Raw genomic sequence first — 20,456 nt, forward strand, 5'->3', positions numbered from 1 at the left:
CCGATCATCGACGGATTCGCGAACTGAGCATAGTCCCCTGGAAGGAGTCTCCATGTCCCTCAGCGAAAAACAGAAAATGCTGACTGGCCAGCTCTACCATGCTGGCTGCCCTGAACTGCAAGCCGAGCAGATCGCCAACAAGCACTGGATGCACCGCTACAACAGCAGTGTCGAGCTGCTCAACGACGCCCGCCACGCGCTGTTGGTCGAACACTTCGGTCATGCCGGCCAAGGCGCGGTGATTCGTCCGCCATTTTATTGCGACTATGGCTACAACATCAGCGTGGGTGCCAACACCTTCATGAACTTCAACTGCGTGATTCTCGATGTGTTGCCGGTCCATATCGGCGAGGACTGCCAGATTGGCCCTGCGGTGCAGATCTACACCGCTGACCATCCGCTGGACCCTGAGGTGCGTCGCAGCGGGCTGGAGAGCGGCAGGCCGGTGCGCATTGGCAACAACGTGTGGATCGGTGGCGGGGCGATCATCCTGCCGGGCGTGGATATCGGCGACAACGCCGTGGTGGGCGCCGGCAGTGTGGTCACCCGCGACGTGCCGGCCGGGACGATCGTGGTGGGCAACCCGGCGCGGGTGCGTCAGTCGGCCCAAGGGCAGTAGCAGCCCTGGGACAGGGTGTTGGACGCGTTGACCCTGCGACCCTCGACCAGTGCCTTGAGGACCGGCTCGATGAAGCTGTTGCTGGCATTGCACACGGCGCCCTCGCTGTAGGGGCCGAAATAGGCCAGGCGGCCTTCACGGTCCCAGATGGCCACCGCAGGAGATGCCGGCAGGTGCTCGCTGCCCGGCAGCGCGGTCAAGGGCTGGAGCGCTGCCAGATTACCGGGCAACTGACCTTGGCTACTGGGCTTTTGCACCACATGAAAGCGCACGCCTTGGGGGGCGAAATGTTCGATCAGCTCGCCCAGGTGCTGCTGGTTGCCGACGTTGCAGGGGCAGGCCGGGTCCCAGAAATGCACCACCCGGATCGGACCTGGGCCCGCCAGACCGGCGGGCAACTGCAACTGGCTGCCCTCGAACAGGGTCGTCTGGTCGTCGAACGTGCGCAGGTAACGCGCCTGGAAACTGGCGTAGGCCCACCACAGGACGACAGCGCAGAGCAGCAATGCGAGGGCGGTGAGCAGGGATTTTCGGGTGGGCATGGTGTGTCCGCAGGACTTGAAGCAGCGAAAACCCTGTGGGAGCGGTCTGTTCGTGGCAAAGGGTCTAGCTTGCCACGATGACGCCGAGAGCTGAATATCACAGGTCAATACTCGCTTCGCTGTGGATCCGTCCGATGCCCGCCACCTTTCACCCCGACCTTCTGCGCGCCAGCCTTGCGCCCTTGGCGGCCCGCCAACCTTTGTCGTCCCAAGGCCTGGACTACCAGCGTTTCTATGGCCTGGACCTGCCGGTGCGCCAAAGCTGGCTGGGCGGCTTCAAGGCGGCGGGCTTCGAGTTGGTGGGGCAGGTGTGGTTGCCGGAGCGGCCTGTGGCGACGCTGTTTCTGCTGCACGGCTACTACGACCACATGGGGTTGTACTGCCATGTGATTGAATGGGCGTTGGGTCAGGGGTTCGCGGTCATCAGTTGCGACCTGCCGGGCCATGGGCTGTCGAGTGGCGAGCGGGCCAGCATCGCTGATTTCGCCGTCTACCAGCAGGTGCTCGACGCCCTGTTCGAACAGGCCCGTCTGCTCGACTTGCCACGCCCGTGGCACCTGTGTGGGCAGAGCACCGGCGGGGCGATCGTGGTGGACCACGTGCTGTACCACGGCGAGCAGAGCCCGGCCGATGGCCAAGTGATCCTGCTGGCGCCTTTGGTGCGGCCACGCTCGTGGTATTGGTCGAAACTCAGCTATTGCGTGCTGCGCCACTTCGTCAACGGCATCGAGCGGCGCTTCAGCGAGAACAGCAACGATCCGGCGTTTCTGCCGTTCCTGGAGGCCGACCCGCTGCAACCGCGGCGGTTGCCGACGGCCTGGGTCGGGGCCCTGGTGGCCTGGGTCAAGCGTATCGAGGCCGCGCCGCGCAGCGTGCGGCGGCCCGTGATCGTGCAGGGGGAGGCCGACGCGACGGTGGATTGGCCCTACAACCTCAAGGTGCTCAAGGCCAAGTTCGCCGAGCCGCAGATTCTCATGCTGCCCGAGGCGCGTCATCACCTGGCCAACGAACTGCCGGACATTCGCCAGCGCTACTTCGCCTTCATCGACCAGCGCCTTGGCTGATCACTGCAGGTCCGCAGCGTTCTGCCCCACCGCCAGCCCGGCGCGCACCGCTTCCAGGGCGGCCTTGTAGTAGGCCTTGCCCTCGGCGGATTCGGCGAAGGTGGCGAATTCTTCGAGCTCGGCGTCGGACAGGTCCCGGTAGACGTATAGCAGGGTGTTGTTCAGGTCTTCGCCGATCTGCTGCATCAGGCGCTGGCGCTGGCCATCGAGCAGGCTGCTGGCCTGACCTGCTCCGAACAGGCCGGGGATCATGGAACTGAGGCTATCGGCCGCGACGCCGGCGATTGCCAGGCTCACCTCGGCACCGGCTTCCCGGGCAGGCAGGGCCTGGGCCAGGTGGCCGATGATCAGCATGCGGTTGTCGCTGGCCTGGATCTTCGGCAGACCCTTGGCGTTCTTGGCCAGTTGATCCTTGCGCGTGGCCAGCAGCTCGGCGGCCACGACCTTGCGCCCAAGCGGCGACTGGAAGAAGGCCAGCGCAGGCGTAGGGTTGGGCAGGTTGGCGCGCAATTGCGCCCGGGCCCGGCGGTCCATGGCCTGCGCCTGGAAGCGCTGGTTACTGTTGTTGACCAGCGCCTGGTAGACCGCAGGCGGCAAGCTGTTCTTGTAGCGCTGCTGGGCAGCACTCACGGCATCGGTGAAGTGGGCGCGCTGGTCGGGCCAGCCGGCGACCTTGTACAGCTGATCGAGACTGTCTGCCCAGACAGGCATGGTGCAGATCATCATCAGCAGCAGGGAAAACAAACGGCGCATTCAGGACTCCTGTCGGCAGGCCGCTATTGTCCTTGGGGCGGCGTGGCTTTGTCGAGACGCCGATGACGGTTGGCGGCCAAGTGGCGCTGTCGGTTTTCACGGCGAGTCGATACTATGCGCCATGCCCATCTCTCCTGAATATCCGATGCTTTCTACCATCGTCGACGACCTGGCCAACCGTGGTTGGTCCCGCCAGCCTTTTTTCCTGCCCGAAGCATTGATCAGTGTCTTGGCGGCCGAGTGCCGACAGCGTGCCGCCGAGGGCGAATTGAGCCCGGCCGGCGTGGGGCGCGGCACTGGACAAGAGGTGCGTGAAGCGATCCGTGGCGACCGCATCCAATGGCTGGAGCCGGGTGAGTCCGAGGCCTGTGACCGCTACCTGGCGGCCATGGACAGCCTGCGCCAAGCGTTGAACCAGGGCTTGTACCTGGGCCTTGAGGACTTCGAGTGTCATTTCGCCCTGTATCCACCAGGCGCTTTCTATCGCCGCCACGTGGACCGTTTCCGCGACGATGACCGACGCGCGGTTTCGGCCATCCTCTACCTCAACGAAAATTGGCAACCACAGGACGGTGGCCAGTTGCGCATGTTCCTTGCCGAGGATGCGGAGCTGGATGTGCAGCCGGAGGCGGGCAGCCTGGTGGTGTTCCTGTCTGGCGATATCCCCCATGAAGTCCTGCCGGCCAGGCGCGATCGCCTGTCTTTGACCGGCTGGTTCCGCCGTCGTGGCAATGAACCGTTCTGACTTGCCCAAGGTCCTGGTCAGCGCCTGTCTGCTGGGGCAGGCCGTGCGCTACGACGGACGTGACAGCGGGCACCCGGATCTTCTTCAGCGCTGGCAGGCCGAAGGCCGCGTAGTGCCGCTATGTCCAGAAGTGGCGGGCGGCCTGCCGACACCCCGCCCCCCAGCGGAAATTCCGGGCGGGCAGGGGGCGGCGGTGCTGGACGGGCAGGCCCAGGTGGTGACGGTGACCGGGTTGGACGTCAGCGAAGCCTTTCTTGCTGGCGCCCGGCAGGCCCTGGCGTTGGTGCGTGAACATGGCATCCGTGTGGCGGTCCTTAAGGCAGGCAGCCCCTCATGCGGCAACCGGTTGACCTACGACGGGACTTTCAGCGGCGTGAAGGTCCCGGGAGAAGGGGTGACCACAGCGCTGTTGCGCCGCGAAGGCGTGCAGGTGTTCAGCGAGCTGGAGCTCGAAGACGCACAGCGAGCGCTGGAGGGTATGAGCCACTAGTAAGGATTCGCCAGACGATAAAGGTCGATGCCCCCGGCAGCGTTTGGCAGGCCATCACTGGCTCGCTGCCTGGTTCTTGAGCCACTTCTGTTCCAGCGCCGTCAGACGGCCGTCGTCCTTGATGCGCTGCAGGGCATTGTTCACCGCGCTTTCGAACGCCGGGTTGTCCTTCTGGAACGTGATCACCCGTGCGTCGGCGCCATAGGGCTGGCTGACATCCAGTTGCCCGTCGAGTGTCTGCTTGGCATCGAGCTGATCGAGGGCGATGTCGAACTTGCCGCTCTGAACGCCAGGCAGCAACTGGTCCGCGGGGGCCTCGACGAATTGCGCACGCACGTCCAGTTCCTTGGCGATGGCCTGGCCCAGCTCGATTTCAAAGCCGGTCAGGTGTTCGTTTTCCTTGTAGGCGTAGGGCGGGGTATCGGATTGCACGGCAATGCGCAGCTCGCCCCGATCGTTGACGTCGTCTATCAGCTCGGCTTGGGCCAATGGACTGATCAAAAGTGCCAGCAGTACGCCAGTGCTCAAACGCATGAATGCCCCCATTCTTTTTGACAGTTGAATATGTTTCGCCGCGACTTTCTGACTTGTGACGGTCGAATGCAGGCTATGACCTTACCTGCGCTGCAATGTTTTGAGCGGCGATAATTTTTTTCTGGCCCTGTCCGGCAAGACCTTGGCGCTCAATTGAACTATGTTGATTTATCGCTGCGGTTCGTTAATGGACAGTAGTCAATGAAAGTGAAACACAGGAGATGTGAATGAACAGCCTATTTTCGCGTGCTGCCGTTGCTGGCTTGTTGATGGGGGTGTCGGTGTTTGCGGGCGCCGCGGACGCGCTGAAGAGCCAGGACCCCCCCCAGGGCGCCAAGGTCTTCATCGTTTCCCCCGCTGACGGTGCGACCGTCGACAAGACCTTCACGGTCAAGTTCGGCATCGAGGGCATGGGGCTCAAGCCTGCGGGCGATGCGACCCCGCACACGGGCCACCATCACCTGCTGGTCGATGTCGACAAGGAACCTGCGGCTGACCAGCCGCTGCCGACCACCTTGATGCCGGAGAACAACGCGCCACTGCCGGCCGGCCCGCAAGTGCTGCACTTCGGCAAGGCGCAGACCGAAGCCACCATCACCCTGGCGCCAGGCAAGCACACCCTGCAACTGGTCCTGGGGGACCGGTTCCATGTGCCGTTCAAGCCAAGCGTCGAGTCGCAGAAGATCACGGTGCAGGTGAAGTAAGTTTCGACTTGTTCGCGGGCCCTCTGGCACAGCGAGATGTTTGAGAGCGACACATGACCTGTGGGAGCCGCGGTTCGGCGCTCCGACTTACCCGCGAAACAGACACCGTCGATACACAGGCAAAAAAAAGGAGGCCACCCGGGCCTCCTTTTTTATGCAGCGCAGTAACTTAGAACAGCACGCGAGAGCGGATGGTGCCCTTGACCTGCTGAAGTTTTTCCTGCGCCAGGTCCGAGTATTCGGCATCGACGTCGATGACCACGTAACCCACTTTCTCGTCGGTCTGCAGGAACTGACCGGAGATGTTGATCCCGTTTTCGGCGAAGACTTTGTTGATCTCGCTGAGTACACCGGGGATGTTTTGGTGGATGTGCAGCAGGCGGTGCTTGCCTGGGTGCGCCGGGAGGGCAACTTCCGGGAAGTTGACCGACGATACGGACGTACCGTTGTCGCTGTACTTGACCAGCTTTTCGGCCACTTCCAGGCCGATGTTGGCCTGGGCTTCGGCGGTGGAACCACCGATGTGTGGGGTCAGGATCACGTTGTCCAGGCCGCGCAGCGGGCTTTCGAACTGCTCGTCGTTGGAGCGCGGCTCGACCGGGAAGACGTCGATGGCGGCGCCGATCAGGTGCTGGTCCTTGATCGCGGCGGCCAGGTGGTCCAGCTCGACCACGGTGCCACGGGCGGCGTTGATCAGGATCGAGCCCTTCTTCATCGCACGGATTTCCTTCTCGCCGATCATCCACTGGGTGGACGGCAGCTCAGGCACGTGCAGCGAGACGATGTCGGCCAGGCCCAGCAGCTCGTGCAGGCTGGTCACCTGGGTGGCGTTGCCCAGCGGCAGCTTGGTCAGCGGATCGTAGAAGTAGACCTGCATCCCCAGGCTTTCGGCCAGGACCGACAGCTGGGTGCCGATCGAGCCGTAGCCGACGATGCCCAGTTTCTTGCCACGGATCTCGAAGGAGTTGGCCGCGCTCTTGATCCAGCCGCCACGGTGGCAGGACGCGTTTTTCTCGGGGATGCCGCGTAGCAGCAGGATGGCTTCGGCCAGCACCAGTTCGGCAACGGAGCGGGTGTTGGAGAACGGTGCGTTGAACACGGCGATACCGCGCTCGCGGGCTGCGTTCAGGTCGACCTGGTTGGTACCGATGCAGAAGCAGCCGACAGCGACCAGCTTCTTCGCGCAGTCGAAGATCTCTTCGGTCAGCTGGGTGCGGGAGCGAATGCCGATGAAGTGGGCATCAGCGATCTTTTCCTTCAGCTCGGCTTCCGGCAAGGAACCAGTGAGGTACTCGATATTGGTGTACCCGGCAGCCTTGAGGGTATCGACCGCATTCTGGTGCACACCTTCAAGAAGAAGGAACTTGATCTTGCTCTTGTCGAGAGAAGTCTTGCTCATCTGCGTAAACCTGTATCCCGGAGAAAAAATGGCAGGGGGGTAAAGCGGCGCGGCGTCGGCCTTAGCACGAACGGCGGGAGCGCTATGCTAGCATACGCGACAGAATCTGAGCTTATCCCGACAGGTGAAGAGTGCTCAGGGTGACTATGAATAGTTCGAGAGTTCAGCCGATGACCAACACAGCGGTACTTGATGAGCTGATGACCCTGGTCGACCCGAGCAAGGTTCTTACCGACCCGGCTTCGCTGGAGGCCTACGGCAAGGACTGGACCAAGCACTATCCACCGGCGCCCTCGGCGATCGTCTTCCCTCGGTCCATCGAGCAGGTGCAGGCCATCGTCGCCTGGGCCAATCGCCACCAGGTTGCGTTGGTGCCGTCGGGCGGGCGCACCGGCCTTTCTGCCGCCGCGGTGGCCGCCAACGGCGAGGTGGTGGTGGCCTTCGACTACATGAACCAGATACTCGACTTCAACGCCTTCGACCGCACCGTGGTGTGCCAACCGGGCGTGGTCACTCGCCAGTTGCAGCAGTTCGCCGAGGACAACGGCCTTTATTACCCGGTGGACTTCGCCTCCTCTGGCTCCAGTCAGATCGGTGGCAACATCGGCACCAATGCCGGTGGTATCAAGGTCATTCGCTATGGCATGACCCGGAACTGGGTGGCGGGTCTGAAGGTGGTGACCGGCAAGGGTGAGCTGCTCGAGTTGAACAAGGGCCTGATCAAGAACGCTACCGGCTACGACCTGCGCCAGTTGTTCATCGGCGCCGAAGGCACCCTGGGCTTCGTGGTCGAAGCCACGCTGCGTCTGGACCGCACGCCGCGCAACCTGACCGCCATGGTGCTGGGCACGCCGGACTTCGACTCGATCATGCCGGTGTTGCATGCCTTCCAGGGTCGGCTCGATCTCACCGCGTTCGAATTTTTCTCCGACAAGGCCTTGGCCAAGGTCATGGGCCGGGGCGACGTGCCGCCGCCGTTCGAGACCGATTGCCCGTTCTATGCCCTGCTGGAGTTCGAAGCCAGCACCGAGGATGTGGCTAACGAAGCCCTGGCCACCTTCGAGCACTGCGTCGAGCAGGGCTGGGTGCTCGATGGCGTGATGAGCCAGAGCGAGACCCAACTCAAGAACCTGTGGAAATTGCGCGAGTACATCTCCGAGACCATTTCCCACTGGACCCCCTACAAGAACGACATTTCCGTCACCGTTTCGAAGGTGCCGGCGTTCTTGCGGGACATCGATGCCATCGTCGGTCAGCACTATCCGGACTTCGAAGTGGTCTGGTACGGCCATATCGGCGACGGCAACCTGCACCTGAACATCCTCAAGCCCGATGACATGGCCAAGGACGCGTTTTTCGCCACCTGCGCCAAGGTCAACAAATGGGTGTTCGAAATCGTACAGCGCTACAACGGTTCGATCTCCGCCGAGCATGGGGTGGGCATGACCAAGCGCGACTACCTGGGCTACAGCCGCTCGCCTGAGGAAATTGCCTGCATGAAGGCAATAAAGGGAGTGTTCGACCCGAACGGCATCATGAATCCGGGTAAGATCTTCGCTCCTGAATAAGTACGCAGTATCCAGAGGAGTCGGCCATGAGTTACCAGCACCAGTACCTAGACGGCACGCGCATCCACTTTCCCCTGGGCAAGGTGGTCTGCATAGGCCGTAACTACGCCGAACATGCCAAGGAGCTGGACAACCCAATCCCCAGCGAGCCCCTGCTGTTCATCAAGCCGGGCAGTTGTGTGGTGCCCTTGGAGGGTGGTTTCAAGATCCCGACCGAGCGGGGTGCCGTGCATTATGAAGCGGAGATCGCCGTGCTGGTCGGCAAGCCGCTGTCGACCCACCCCAGCGAGGAAGAAGTGCGCGATGCCATTTCCGGCTTTGCCCCGGCCTTGGACCTGACCCTGCGCGACGTGCAGGCCAAGCTCAAGGAGAAGGGCTTGCCGTGGGAGCTGGCCAAGAGCTTCGACGGTGCCTGCGTCCTGCCACCGTTCGTGGTCGCCGACAGCGTCGAGGACCTGACCGATATCGGCATTCGCCTGTCGATCAACGGCGAAGTCCGCCAGGACGGCAACAGCGCGATGATGCTCAACCCCATCGTGCCGATCATCCAGCATATCGCCGCCCACTTCTCCTTGCTCCCGGGTGATGTGATCCTCACCGGTACACCTGTGGGCGTTGGCCCTCTGAATGTGGGCGATGAGCTGGTGCTGGAACTTCCCGGCGCAAGCCGCTTCGAAAGCCGCGTGTTGTGAACCGCTGACGATGGCAGCCTTGCGGGGCTGTCATCGTATTCACCGCGATATTTACCGTTTTTTTCACAACTCATCCGGATAATGCCCCGGATATTTTCATTAGCCGAAGTTATGGAGAGCTCGGCGATACCAGGAAGCGCTCTTTTATGGCATTTACCTCCAGTGTTCCACGCCTACTTCGCAAGCGCGGTATTTTCCGGCGCTGGCAGGTATGGGTAGGGGTGGTTGCAGTGTTGGGCTATGCCCTGGCGGTGATCATGCACTGGGATGATCGCGCCGTGCTGTGGGTCAAGGAGCGCTTCGAGAGCAAGGCCGAGCGCGGCGAAAGCGTCTGGCTGCCGGACTACGTGGCGGACATCGATGCCAAGGTATTGCCGGGCATGTCGGACGACGAGCCATCGGACTTGGCATTCAATCCGTTTACCCGCACCCTGTTCGCGGTGATGGGGAACAACCCTTTCCTGGTCGAGCTGAACCTTGAGGGCGATGTGCTGCGCAAGATCCCGCTGCTGGGCTGGGCCAACCCCGAAGGGGTCGCGGTGTTGGCCGATGGCCAGATCGCGATCGTCGACGAGCGCAAGCATGACATGACCCTGGTGACCGTGGATGCCAGCACCTCCAGCTTGACCTATGCGGACCATCCGCACCACGACCTGGGCAAGTCAGCCAACCGCAACAAGGGTTTCGAGGCCATCGCCTGGGACCCGGTACGCCAGCGCCTGCTGTTGGGTGAAGAGCGTCCGCCCAAACTGTATGCCTGGAGCACCGATGGCAAAAGCCCGCTCAAGGGCGAAAAGCAGGTCCTGGCCAGCGACCAGCTCGATGTGCGCAATCTCTCCGCCTTGTGGGTCGACCCCCGCACCGGCCATTTGCTGGTCTTGTCGGCTGATTCCCACCTGCTGCTAGAACTGGGCGAAAAGGGCGAGCAGGTCAGCTTCATGACGCTGCTCGGCGGTTTCAACGGCTTGAAACACACCATTCCGCGCGCCGAGGGCGTGGCGACGGATGACCAGGGCAACCTGTACATGGTGAGCGAGCCAGACCTTTTCTATCGATTCAAAAAGAACTGACGGCATTTAGTTTTATTTCGGTCGACCCTGATTAGATTCCGGCCTTTCTTATCGGATCTATCTTCATGTGTCGTCGTTCACGCCTGTTCCTTGTTCTGGTGTTGTGCCTTGCGCTACCTCTTCAGGCAATGGACAGATTGAAGGCGGGTCGCGAGTAGGTCGGAACCTGAGGTCGCCAGTTTCCAGCGGAAACCGCTGGAAACTGGCGAGCCTGCGATGGGCTGCAAAGCAGCCCCAGAAGGGTTACTCGGCCTTGAGCGTCTTGACGCCTTCGGCGGTGCCGAGCAGCAGCAGGTCCGCCGGACGCGCCGCGAACAGGCCGTTGGTGACCACGCCGACAATGGCGTTGATCTGCGACTCCAGGCCGACCGGGTCGGTGATCTGCAGGTTGTGCACATCGAGAATGACGTTGCCGTTGTCGGTCACCACGCCTTCGCGATACACCGGGTCGCCGCCGAGCTTGACCAGCTGGCGAGCAACATGGCTGCGGGCCATGGGGATCACCTCGACCGGCAGCGGGAAGGCGCCCAGCACGGGCACCAGCTTGCTGGCGTCGGCAATGCAGATGAAGGTCTTGGCCACCGCCGCGACGATCTTCTCCCGGGTCAGGGCCGCACCGCCGCCCTTGATCAGGTTCAGATGCGCGTCGCTCTCGTCGGCACCGTCCACATAGAACTCCAGTTCGCTGACGCTGTTGAGTTCGTACACCGGGATGCCATGGGACTTCAGGCGCTCGGCGGTGGCTTCGGAGCTGGCGACGGCGCCGTCGAAGGCGGTCTTGTGCTTGGCCAGGGCATCGATGAAGAAGTTGGCGGTCGAACCGGTGCCGACGCCGACGACGCTTTTCTCATCCAGCTTGGGCAGAATGAAGTCGACGGCAGCCTGGGCGACGGCCTGTTTGAGTTGGTCCTGGGTCATGCGGGCTCCGAGAGGGGCGGGATTTCAAAGCTCAGTATTATAGACGCAAGCGCCGGTAAAACCTTGGTTTCGCTGTGGTCGCCCGACGTAGCGCTGCGGTAGACTCCCAGGCCTTGTCCCGCGGCCAGTGATGCTTTCCCGATGCTCGAACAGTACGTCAAGAAGATCCTCACCTCGCGCGTCTACGACGTCGCGGTCGAAACCCCGCTGCAGAGCGCTGGCCAGTTGAGCAAGCGGCTGGGCAACCAGGTCCTGCTCAAGCGCGAGGATCTGCAGCCGGTGTTCTCCTTCAAGATCCGCGGGGCGTACAACAAGCTGGCGCAGCTGAGCCCAGAAGAACTGGCTCGCGGCGTGGTCACCGCCTCGGCTGGCAACCATGCCCAAGGTGTGGCCCTGGCGGCGCGCGAACTGGGTATCAAGGCAACCATCGTGATGCCTAAGACCACCCCGGAGATCAAGGTCGAAGGCGTGCGCTCGCGCGGCGGCAAGGTGGTGCTGCACGGCGACTCCTTCCCCGAGGCGCTGGCGTATTCGCTCAAGCTGGTGGACGAAAAGGGCTTCGTTTACATCCACCCCTATGACGACCCTCACACCATTGCCGGTCAAGGCACAGTGGCCATGGAGATCTTGCGCCAGCACCCTGGGCGCCTGGACGCGATCTTCGTGCCCGTCGGCGGCGGTGGCCTGATCGCCGGCATTGCCGCCTACGTGAAGTACCTGCGTCCCGAGATCAAGGTGATCGGCGTCGAGCCGGACGATTCCAACTGCCTGCAGGCCGCGATGGCTGCCGGCGAGCGCGTGGTGCTGCCGCAGGTCGGCCTGTTCGCCGACGGCGTGGCAGTGGCACAGATCGGCCAGCATACCTTCGATATCTGCCGACACCATGTGGACGAGGTGGTGACGGTCAGTACCGACGAGATTTGCGCTGCAATCAAGGATATCTACGACGATACCCGCTCGATCACCGAACCTGCAGGCGCCTTGGGCGTAGCGGGTATCAAGAAGTACGTCGAGCTGTACGGCGTATCCGGCCAGACCCTGGTGGCGATCGACTCGGGCGCCAACGTCAACTTCGACCGCCTGCGCCATGTGGCCGAGCGCGCCGAGCTGGGTGAGAAGCGCGAAGCGATCATCGCCGTGACCATTCCGGAGCGTCCGGGCAGCTTCAAGGCATTCTGCGAGGCCATCGGCAAGCGCCAGATCACCGAGTTCAACTACCGTTACCACGCCGATAAGGAAGCGCACATCTTCGTGGGCGTGCAGACTCACCCCGAAACCGATCCGCGGGCGGTGCTGGTTCAGCAACTGACCGAGCAAGGCTTCCCCGTCACCGACCTGACCGACAACGAACTGGCCAAGCTGCATATCCGCCACATGGTCGGTGGGCACTCGGCGGGCGCCAGTGACGAAATGGTGCTGCGTTTCGAGTTCCCCGAGCGGCCAGGGGCGCTGTTCAATTTCCTCAACAAGCTCGGTGGTCGCTGGAACATCTCCATGTTCCACTATCGAAACCACGGTGCAGCCGATGGCCGAGTGGTCGCGGGCCTGCAAGTACCGGATGACGAACGTCACCTGGTACCGGCGGCACTGGCCAAGATCGGCTACCCGTACTGGGACGAGACCGATAACCCGGCCTACAAGCTGTTCCTGGGCTAAACGACTAAGCTTGCCCTATCGCTCAAGGACGTGAAGACATGGAATACCTGACCACCCTCAAGGCCCTGCACATCGGTGCCACCGTGTTGTTGCTGCTGGGCGCGCTGGGCCTGGCGACCTGGACCGTCGTCGCCCGCCGTCGTGGCGATGCCGAGGCCTACGGCAAGTTGCTGCGCCGGCCGCTGGTGTTCGTCTGGTTATTGATGGGGGTGTGTCTGGTGAGCATGCCGTTCACCGGTTGGTGGTTGGTGCACTTGATCGGGTGGCCCCTGGGGCAGACCTGGGTACTGGCTTCCAGCGTCATCTACACCGTGGGCGCGTTCAGTGTCTGGTGGTTGCTGGTACGCCTCAACCGGCTGCGCAAGGCCGAACCCACGGGGTTGCGCTTTACCCTGGCGCTGGCATTGATCAGTGGGGTCTGCTTCCTCTCCATCGCCGGGCTGATGGGCGCCAAGCCGATCTGACCCTCAGGGGCCGTTTCACGGCCCATCGCGGGCTTCACGCAGATCCACTTTCGACTGTAGGCGCTGGCGCCGCCCCGGTGCTTCGTCACCAACCCTTCATGAAACCGCGGTATATCGTTACCAGACTCTCGGCGGCGTTCATGCGCCGGGCCCCGGCAAGACCCCATCGAACACAGAGTTTTCACCTCGCCGCACATAAGCTTGGCGGGCGCGTTGCTGCGCTCGTGAGCTTTGTGGAACAATGCGTTGACATGCGTTTGCGAGGTTGCTGCCGTGATCGACCCGGATGGTTTTCGCCCCAATGTCGGGATCATTCTCACGAATGATGCCGGGCAGGTGCTATGGGCTCGGCGGATCAACCAGGATGCCTGGCAGTTTCCCCAGGGTGGCATCAACCCTGACGAGACGCCGGAAGATGCCCTGTACCGCGAGCTGAACGAAGAAGTAGGCCTGGAACGCGAGGATGTGGAAATTCTTGCCTGCACCCGTGGCTGGTTGCGTTATCGTTTACCCCAGCGCCTGGTGCGCACCCACAGCCAGCCCCTGTGCATTGGCCAGAAACAGAAGTGGTTCCTGCTGCGCCTTGTGAGCAATGAGCAGCGGGTACGCATGGACCTGACCGGCAAGCCGGAATTCGACGGCTGGCGTTGGGTCAGCTACTGGTATCCCTTGGGCCAGGTGGTGACATTCAAGCGTGAGGTCTATCGCCGCGCCTTGAAAGAGCTAGCCCCGCGCTTGTTGACGCGCGACTGACGACGGAGTCCGACCCCGAGCCATGCTCAATACGCTGCGCAAGATCGTCCAGGAAGTGAACTCCGCCAAAGATCTCAAGACGGCGTTGGGGATCATTGTCTTGCGCGTCAAGGAAGCCATGGGCAGCCAGGTCTGCTCGGTCTACCTGCTCGACCCGGATACCAACCGTTTCGTGCTCATGGCCACCGAGGGCTTGAACAAACGCTCCATCGGCAAGGTCAGCATGGCCCCCAACGAAGGCCTGGTCGGCCTGGTCGGTACCCGGGAAGAGCCGCTGAACCTCGAAGACGCCGCCGCCCACCCCCGTTATCGCTACTTCGCCGAAACCGGCGAGGAGCGCTTCGCCTCCTTCCTCGGTGCACCGATCATCCACCACCGTCGCGTGGTCGGGGTGTTGGTCATCCAGCAAAAGGAGCGCCGCCAGTTCGACGAAGGCGAAGAAGCCTTCCTGGTCACCATGAGCGCCCAGCTCGCGGGCGTTATCGCCCATGCCGAGGCGACCGGCTCCATCCGAGGCCTGGGCCGCCAGGGCAAGGGCATCCAGGAGGCGCGCTTCGTCGGTGTGCCGGGCTCGCCGGGCGCTGCCGTCGGCAAGGCCGTGGTGATGCTGCCGCCGGCCGACCTGGAAGTGGTCCCGGACAAGACCGTCGAGGACATCGACACCGAACTCAAGCTGTTCAACACCGCTCTGGAAGGTGTGCGCGCCGACATGCGCAAGTTGTCGGCCAAGCTCGCCACCCAGCTGCGCCCGGAAGAGCGCGCGCTGTTCGACGTCTACCTGATGATGCTCGAGGATGCGGCCCTGGGCGGCGAGGTGGCGCAGGTCATCAAGACCGGCCAATGGGCCCAGGGCGCCTTGCGCCAGGTGGTGGGCGAGCACGTCAGCCGCTTCGAACTGATGGACGACGATTACCTGCGTGAGCGGGCATCGGACGTCAAGGACCTGGGCCGGCGCCTGCTGGCCTATCTCCAGGAGGCGCGCTCGCAGACGTTGGTCTACCCGGACAACACCATTCTGGTCAGCGAGGAGCTGACCCCGGCGATGCTTGGCGAGGTCCCGGAGGGCAAGCTGGTCGGTCTGGTGTCGGTACTCGGTTCGGGCAACTCCCACGTGGCGATCCTGGCTCGGGCCATGGGCATCCCGACGGTCATGGGCCTGGTCGACCTGCCGTACTCGAAAGTCGACGGCATCGAGATGATCGTCGACGGCTACAAGGGTGAGGTGTTCACTAACCCTGGCGAGGTGCTGCGCAAGCAGTACAGCGACGTGGTCGAGGAGGAGCGCCAGCTGGCCCAGGGGCTGGATGCCCTGCGTGAGCTGCCGTGCGTGACCCCGGATGGCCACCGCATGCCGTTGTGGGTCAACACGGGGCTGCTGGCCGATGTCGCCCGTGCCCAGCAGCGTGGTGCCGAAGGCGTGGGCCTGTACCGCACCGAAGTGCCCTTCATGATCAACCAGCGCTTCCCCAGCGAGAAGGAACAGCTGACGATCTACCGTGAGCAGCTGCAGGCGTTCCATCCGCTGCCGGTGACCATGCGCAGCCTCGATATCGGCGGTGACAAGGCGCTGTCGTACTTCCCGATCAAAGAAGAAAACCCCTTCCTGGGCTGGCGTGGCATCCGTGTGACCCTCGACCACCCGGAAATCTTCCTGGTGCAGACCCGCGCCATGCTCAAGGCCAGCGAGGGCCTGAACAACCTGCGCATTCTGCTGCCGATGATCTCCGGCATCCATGAGCTGGAGGAGGCGCTGCACTTGATCCATCGCGCCTGGGGCGAGGTACGGGACGAAGGCACCGACGTGCCGATGCCGCCGGTCGGGGTGATGGTCGAGATTCCTGCCGCGGTGTACCAGACCCGCGAGCTTGCGCGCCAGGTGGACTTCCTGTCGGTCGGTTCCAACGACCTTACCCAGTACCTGTTGGCGGTCGATCGCAACAACCCGCGCGTCGCCGATCTCTACGACTACCTGCACCCAGCGGTGCTGCAGGCCTTGCAGACCGTGGTCAGCGTCGCCCATGAAGAAGGCAAACCGGTGAGCATTTGCGGTGAGATGGCCGGCGATCCGGCTGCCGCCGTGCTGCTGATGGCGATGGGCTTCGATAGCCTGTCGATGAACGCCACCAACCTGCCGAAGGTGAAGTGGATGCTGCGTCAGATCAACATGAGCAAGGCCAAGGAACTGCTGGTCGATGCCATGAGCCATGATAACCCGCAGGTTATCCACAGCTCGCTGCAATTGGCCCTGAAGAACCTGGGGCTGGCGCGGATGATCGGGCCTGGGGCCAACAAGACCCTCTGACATCACTCCTGACCTCTTCGCGGGTAAACCCGCGAAGAGGCCGATACACCAACGCCTTTCAGACCAGCAGCTCAACCTCTCCCAAGTGCCCGCCAAAGGGCCCGAAACTGCGCTCGATGATTCGCCGACGCCCTTGGTCATCGACCAGCAATACCGTACTCGCCCGTGTTCCATAGTTCTGGCTGGCAATGAACACGCTCGACAGCAGCTTCTCGGTCGCCAGCCCCACGCCAGTTTCCGGCAGGTCGCTGTCATGGGCCGGCGCTGCATCGGCGAGCAACGTCAGCAGATGCTCTGGCTGAGGATCCTCAAGTAACGCCTCCAGCCCACTACGCGCCTTGACCAGCTTGGGCCAGGGCGTATCCAGCCCGGCATTGGACAGCCCGTACACACCAGGCTCCAGCAGGCGCGGCGAGGTCTGGCGCGCATTCAGGTAACCCAGCTGCCCGGCATCGCCCACCAGTAGATTGAATCCTGAGTACTGGCTGCTGCGGTTGGCCACCTGGTCGAGGTAAGCCTCCACGCCGAGGTCCCCGCGCAGATACGCCGCCACCAGCTCGCCGCGTGAGCGTGGCCCGAGTGGCTGCTGTGGGTCACGGATGTTGGTCAGCGCCGCGAAGCGCCCCTGGGGGCCGATGCCCAGCCAGGTGCCGCCGGCTTCCAGGTCGCGACCGGCATACACGCCGGGGACGTCCTCCCAGACGGCCAGGGCCTGGGTCGGGCGGGCGTAGAACTCGTCACGGTTGGCCGCGACGATCAGCGGCAGGGCGTGCCCCGGCCGCCAGGCGAAAACGATCAGGCACATGTCAGGGCCTCGGTTGTTTTGGCCACTCTACCCACTAGGCCTGCGTCTATCCATCACCTGACAGAGAGTTCACTAGAGCCACGGGGCTGGCTTCCGCTACCATGGCGGATTGTTTCCATGGGGGGCGACGAATGGAATTCGTACTCTATCTGCTGTTGGGGGCCTGCGCCGGTGTGTTGGCCGGGCTGTTCGGTGTGGGCGGTGGCATCATCATCGTGCCGGTGCTGGTGTTCAGCTTCACCCTGCAGGGCTTCGACCCGTCGGTACTGACTCACTTGGCCGTCGGCACGTCGCTGGCGACCATCGTCTTCACGTCGATCAATGCCGTGCTCGAGCATCAGCGCAAGGGCGCGGTGCAGTGGCCGATTTTCGCCTGGATGACCCTGGGCATCCTGCTCGGCGCGCTGGTCGGGGCCAAGACCGCCTCGCTGATCCAAGGCCCGATGCTGCAGAAGATCATCGGCGTGTTCGCCTTGGTGATCGCCGCGCAGATGGCCCTGGACCTCAAGCCCAAGGCCAGCCGCGGTATCCCCGGCAAGCCTGGCCTGACCGCTGCGGGCAGCGTGATCGGCTGGGCCTCGGCGATCTTCGGTATTGGCGGCGGCTCGCTGACCGTGCCGTTCCTGACCTGGCGCAGCCTGCCGATGCAGCAAGCAGTGGCGACCTCGTCGGCCTGTGGTTTGCCGATTGCCGTGGCCAGTGCCCTGAGCTTCATGTGGCTGGGCTGGCACGAACAGCACCTGCCGGCTCACAGCGTCGGTTACGTCTATCTTCCCGCGCTGGTGGGCATCGCGGTCACCAGCATGTTCTTCGCCCGATTCGGTGCACGCCTGGCGCACAGGTTGTCGCCACGTTTGCTCAAGCGTCTGTTCGCCGCGCTGCTGTTTTGCGTCGGTCTGAGCTTTTTGATTTAACCCGAGAGGAATGACAATGCTGCCTTACCCGCAGATCGACCCCGTGGCCGTGGCCATCGGGCCGCTGAAAATCCACTGGTACGGCCTGATGTACCTGATCGGCATCGGCGGCGCTTGGCTGCTGGCCTCGCGCCGGTTGAACCGCTTCGACCCCACCTGGACCCGCGAGAAACTCTCCGACCTGGTGTTCTGGCTGTCCATGGGGGTGATCGTCGGGGGGCGCCTGGGCTATGTGCTGTTCTATGACCTGCACCAGTACCTGGCCAATCCGACGTTGATCTTCGAAGTCTGGAAGGGCGGCATGTCGTTCCACGGCGGCTTCATCGGCGTGATGCTGGCGGCACTGTGGTTCGGCAAGCGCAACAACAAGTCGTTCTTCGAGCTGATGGACTTCGTTGCCCCGCTGGTGCCGATCGGCCTGGGCGCCGGGCGCATCGGCAATTTCATCAATGCCGAGCTGTGGGGCAAGGCCACCGACCTGCCATGGGCGATGGTCTTCCCGCCGTTCAGCGACCCGGCCCAACTGCCGCGTCACCCGTCGCAGCTGTACCAGTTCGCCCTCGAAGGTGTGGCATTATTCGTCATCCTTTGGCTGTACTCGCGCAAGCCGCGTCCGACCATGGCCGTTTCCGGCATGTTCGCGCTGTTCTACGGGATTTTCCGCTTCATCGTGGAATTCGTGCGGGTACCCGACGCCCAGCTGGGCTACATCGCCTTCGGCTGGTTGACCATGGGTCAGTTGCTCTGCGTGCCGATGATCGCCGGCGGCATCTTCCTGATCTGGTGGGCCTACAACCGCAAACCTACGGCCAAGGCCACCGTTTGACACTCACGGCAGGGGCGATCCCCCTGCCGTTCTTGCTACAGGTAAGCCATGAAACAGTATCTAGACCTGGTCCGCGACGTCATCGAGAACGGTACGTTGCAGGAAAACCGCACCGGCATCCGCACCATCAGCCTGCCGGGCGCCATGCTGCGTTTCGACCTGCAGAAGGGCTTCCCGGCCATCACCACGCGCAAGCTGGCGTTCAAGTCGGCGATCGGCGAGATGGTGGGCTTTTTGCGCGGCGTAAAGAATGCCGGGCAGTTCCGTGAGTTGGGCTGCAAGGTCTGGGACCAGAACGCCAACGAGAACGCCCAGTGGCTGGCCAACCCCTTCCGCCAGGGCCACGACGACCTGGGTGAGATCTACGGGGTGCAATGGCGCCAATGGCCGGGCTACAAGCGCATCCCGCTGAGCAACCCGGCGGCCATCGAGATGGCCGAGAAGGCAGGCTTTCGTCGCATCGCCCAGGATGAGGAAGACGGCCAGGCGTTCGTCATCCTGTACAAGGCCATCGACCAGGTGCGCCAGTGCCTGGACACCATCGCCCACGACCCGGGCAGCCGCCGCATTCTGTTCCACGGCTGGAACTGCGCCCAGCTCGATGAAATGGCTTTGCCGCCGTGCCACCTGCTGTACCAGTTCCATCCCAATGTCGAGACCAAGGAAATTTCCCTGACGCTCTACATCCGTTCCAACGACCTGGGCCTGGGGACACCGTTCAACCTCACCGAAGGCGCCGCGCTGCTGTCGCTGTTCGGCCGCCTGACCGGCTATACCCCGCGCTGGTTCACCTACTTCATCGGCGATGCCCATGTGTATGAAAACCACCTGGACATGCTGAGCGAGCAGATGAAGCGCGAGCCATTGGCGGCGCCGAAACTGGTGATCAGCGACCGCGTGCCGGCGTTCGCAGAGACGGGCAAGTACGAGCCCGAGTGGCTGGAGAAGATCGAGCCGAGCGACTTCTGGCTGGAAGGGTACGAGCACCATGCGCCGATGACCGCGCCGATGGCGGTCTGACCCTTAGAGGGCTGGGGCTGCTTCGCAGCCCATCGCAGGCTTCTCCCACAGGTACAGCGGTGTTCTTGAGAGCGCCGGGAAACTGTGGGAGCGGGTTTACCCGCGAATGCGATTGCAGCGGCCCCCCTCAATGCCCGTGACTGCGGCCCACATGGGAATGCTCGGTTTCGGGTACTGATACCGCCCCGTTCGTCTCCAATTGCTGAAGGATTGCGCACTCCGATCCTTTGGCGTTGCACTGCTGGCGCAATTCCACCAACTGCGCTTGCAGCGCCATCAACCCGTCGATTCTCGCCTGCACATGCTCGATATGCTCGTCGATCAGCGCATTGACGCTGCCGCACGAGTCGTCGGGGCTGTCGCGCAGGCGCAACAGGCTGCGGATTTCGTCCAAGGTCATGTCCAGGGTGCGGCAGTTGCGGATGAAGGTCAGGCGCTCCACATGGGCCTGGGTGTATTGCCGGTAGTTGCCTTCGGTGCGGGCGGGTGCCGGTAGCAATTGCTCGCGCTCGTAGTAGCGGATGGTCTCCACGGCGCACTCGGTGGCCTTGGCCAGTTCTCCGATCTTCATGGCAATCTCCAGGAAAGGGGCTTGACCCTATAGTGGCTACAGGGTGT

At 63.0% G+C, this 20,456-nt stretch carries 22 protein-coding genes; 15 read left to right on the plus strand and 7 right to left on the minus strand.

Features of this window, described 5'->3' with window-relative positions; all coding sequences use genetic code 11:
- The first annotated feature begins 52 nt into the window (after positions 1–52).
- Positions 53–619: a sugar O-acetyltransferase gene (locus tag ABOA88_RS09770; protein WP_367851498.1), complete on the plus strand. Its 567-nt coding sequence runs from the start codon at positions 53–55 to the stop codon at positions 617–619.
- Here the strand turns inward: ABOA88_RS09770 and ABOA88_RS09775 are convergent.
- Positions 598–1,161, minus strand: coding sequence for a DUF6436 domain-containing protein (locus ABOA88_RS09775; RefSeq protein WP_367851499.1), 564 nt, complete (start codon positions 1,159–1,161; stop codon positions 598–600). The two genes, ABOA88_RS09770 and ABOA88_RS09775, sit on opposite strands and share 22 nt — an antisense overlap.
- A 134-nt stretch (positions 1,162–1,295) precedes the next feature.
- On the opposite strand from ABOA88_RS09775, the gene ABOA88_RS09780 reads away from it, so the two are divergent.
- A complete protein-coding gene (locus ABOA88_RS09780) occupies positions 1,296–2,225 on the plus strand; it encodes an alpha/beta hydrolase (protein ID WP_367851500.1) in 930 nt (309 codons plus the stop codon).
- Here the strand turns inward: ABOA88_RS09780 and ABOA88_RS09785 are convergent, their stop codons facing one another.
- Positions 2,226–2,978 (minus strand): DUF2059 domain-containing protein, encoded by a 753-nt coding sequence (locus ABOA88_RS09785; protein WP_367851501.1) that lies wholly within the window; start codon positions 2,976–2,978, stop codon positions 2,226–2,228.
- Positions 2,979–3,099: 121 nt separating this feature from the next.
- Between ABOA88_RS09785 and ABOA88_RS09790 the strand changes: the two genes are divergently transcribed.
- Together ABOA88_RS09790 and ABOA88_RS09795 are read left to right on the plus strand one after the other, a co-directional pair.
- A complete protein-coding gene (locus tag ABOA88_RS09790) occupies positions 3,100–3,723 on the plus strand; it encodes a 2OG-Fe(II) oxygenase (protein WP_196170665.1) in 624 nt (207 codons plus the stop codon).
- Entirely contained in the window at positions 3,710–4,213 is a 504-nt protein-coding gene (locus tag ABOA88_RS09795; protein ID WP_196170664.1) for a DUF523 domain-containing protein, read from the plus strand. Before ABOA88_RS09790 ends, ABOA88_RS09795 begins: the two co-directional genes overlap by 14 nt.
- A gap of 54 nt (positions 4,214–4,267) precedes the next feature.
- Here ABOA88_RS09795 and ABOA88_RS09800 read toward each other — a convergent pair whose 3' ends face one another.
- Positions 4,268–4,747, minus strand: coding sequence for a substrate-binding periplasmic protein (locus ABOA88_RS09800; RefSeq protein ID WP_196170663.1), 480 nt, complete (start codon positions 4,745–4,747; stop codon positions 4,268–4,270).
- 227 nt (positions 4,748–4,974) lie between these two features.
- Between ABOA88_RS09800 and ABOA88_RS09805 the strand changes: the two genes are divergently transcribed.
- Positions 4,975–5,451 (plus strand): DUF4399 domain-containing protein, encoded by a 477-nt coding sequence (locus tag ABOA88_RS09805; protein ID WP_367851502.1) that lies wholly within the window; start codon positions 4,975–4,977, stop codon positions 5,449–5,451.
- Positions 5,452–5,620: 169 nt separating this feature from the next.
- Here ABOA88_RS09805 and serA read toward each other — a convergent pair whose 3' ends face one another.
- Positions 5,621–6,850, minus strand: coding sequence for a phosphoglycerate dehydrogenase (serA, locus tag ABOA88_RS09810; protein ID WP_043211478.1), 1,230 nt, complete (start codon positions 6,848–6,850; stop codon positions 5,621–5,623).
- Positions 6,851–7,020: 170 nt separating this feature from the next.
- Here serA and ABOA88_RS09815 point away from each other — a divergent pair, with 170 nt between their 5' ends.
- The 3 genes from ABOA88_RS09815 to ABOA88_RS09825 all read left to right on the plus strand — a co-directional run bounded on the left by ABOA88_RS09815 (position 7,021) and on the right by ABOA88_RS09825 (position 10,180).
- Positions 7,021–8,418 (plus strand): FAD-binding oxidoreductase, encoded by a 1,398-nt coding sequence (locus ABOA88_RS09815; RefSeq protein ID WP_196170661.1) that lies wholly within the window; start codon positions 7,021–7,023, stop codon positions 8,416–8,418.
- A 26-nt stretch (positions 8,419–8,444) separates the two neighbouring features.
- On the plus strand, positions 8,445–9,110 hold the full coding sequence (locus ABOA88_RS09820; RefSeq protein ID WP_196170660.1) for a fumarylacetoacetate hydrolase family protein: 666 nt from the start codon (positions 8,445–8,447) through the stop codon (positions 9,108–9,110).
- 146 nt (positions 9,111–9,256) lie between these two features.
- Entirely contained in the window at positions 9,257–10,180 is a 924-nt protein-coding gene (locus ABOA88_RS09825; RefSeq protein ID WP_367851503.1) for an SdiA-regulated domain-containing protein, read from the plus strand.
- 243 nt (positions 10,181–10,423) lie between these two features.
- Here the strand turns inward: ABOA88_RS09825 and rpiA are convergent, their stop codons facing one another.
- On the minus strand, positions 10,424–11,098 hold the full coding sequence (gene rpiA, locus ABOA88_RS09830) for a ribose-5-phosphate isomerase RpiA (RefSeq protein WP_043211467.1): 675 nt from the start codon (positions 11,096–11,098) through the stop codon (positions 10,424–10,426).
- 141 nt (positions 11,099–11,239) lie between these two features.
- Here rpiA and ilvA point away from each other — a divergent pair, with 141 nt between their 5' ends.
- The 4 genes from ilvA to ptsP all read left to right on the plus strand — a co-directional run bounded on the left by ilvA (position 11,240) and on the right by ptsP (position 16,273).
- The gene (gene ilvA / locus ABOA88_RS09835) at positions 11,240–12,754 is read left to right on the plus strand and encodes a threonine ammonia-lyase, biosynthetic (RefSeq protein ID WP_196171055.1); all 1,515 of its coding nucleotides are present in this window, start codon (positions 11,240–11,242) and stop codon (positions 12,752–12,754) included.
- 38 nt (positions 12,755–12,792) lie between these two features.
- On the plus strand, positions 12,793–13,218 hold the full coding sequence (locus ABOA88_RS09840) for a DUF2269 family protein (protein WP_196171054.1): 426 nt from the start codon (positions 12,793–12,795) through the stop codon (positions 13,216–13,218).
- Between the two features lie 273 nt (positions 13,219–13,491).
- Positions 13,492–13,971, plus strand: coding sequence for an RNA pyrophosphohydrolase (locus ABOA88_RS09845; RefSeq protein WP_029614755.1), 480 nt, complete (start codon positions 13,492–13,494; stop codon positions 13,969–13,971).
- Between the two features lie 22 nt (positions 13,972–13,993).
- Positions 13,994–16,273 (plus strand): phosphoenolpyruvate--protein phosphotransferase, encoded by a 2,280-nt coding sequence (gene ptsP, locus ABOA88_RS09850; protein WP_070571747.1) that lies wholly within the window; start codon positions 13,994–13,996, stop codon positions 16,271–16,273.
- A gap of 58 nt (positions 16,274–16,331) precedes the next feature.
- Here the strand turns inward: ptsP and ABOA88_RS09855 are convergent, their stop codons facing one another.
- Positions 16,332–17,078 carry an NRDE family protein gene (locus ABOA88_RS09855; RefSeq protein WP_196171053.1) on the minus strand — a complete coding sequence of 249 codons (747 nt, stop codon included), beginning with the start codon at positions 17,076–17,078 and terminating at the stop codon, positions 16,332–16,334.
- Between the two features lie 131 nt (positions 17,079–17,209).
- Between ABOA88_RS09855 and ABOA88_RS09860 the strand changes: the two genes are divergently transcribed.
- The 3 genes from ABOA88_RS09860 to ABOA88_RS09870 are packed head-to-tail and all read left to right on the plus strand — an operon-like array spanning position 17,210 to position 19,838.
- Positions 17,210–17,992 (plus strand): sulfite exporter TauE/SafE family protein, encoded by a 783-nt coding sequence (locus ABOA88_RS09860; protein ID WP_196171052.1) that lies wholly within the window; start codon positions 17,210–17,212, stop codon positions 17,990–17,992.
- A gap of 16 nt (positions 17,993–18,008) precedes the next feature.
- Positions 18,009–18,818, plus strand: coding sequence for a prolipoprotein diacylglyceryl transferase (gene lgt / locus ABOA88_RS09865; RefSeq protein WP_043208691.1), 810 nt, complete (start codon positions 18,009–18,011; stop codon positions 18,816–18,818).
- Between the two features lie 48 nt (positions 18,819–18,866).
- Positions 18,867–19,838, plus strand: a complete 972-nt coding sequence (locus ABOA88_RS09870) for a thymidylate synthase (protein WP_196171051.1) — start codon at positions 18,867–18,869, stop codon at positions 19,836–19,838.
- A gap of 127 nt (positions 19,839–19,965) precedes the next feature.
- Here ABOA88_RS09870 and cadR read toward each other — a convergent pair whose 3' ends face one another.
- A complete protein-coding gene (gene cadR, locus ABOA88_RS09875) occupies positions 19,966–20,409 on the minus strand; it encodes a cadmium resistance transcriptional regulator CadR (RefSeq protein WP_043208688.1) in 444 nt (147 codons plus the stop codon).
- Positions 20,410–20,456 lie beyond the last annotated feature (47 nt).

This window comes from Pseudomonas sp. PKS, assembly GCF_051913525.1.
GTDB classification, from domain to species: Bacteria; Pseudomonadota; Gammaproteobacteria; order Pseudomonadales; family Pseudomonadaceae; genus Aquipseudomonas; species Aquipseudomonas guariconensis_D.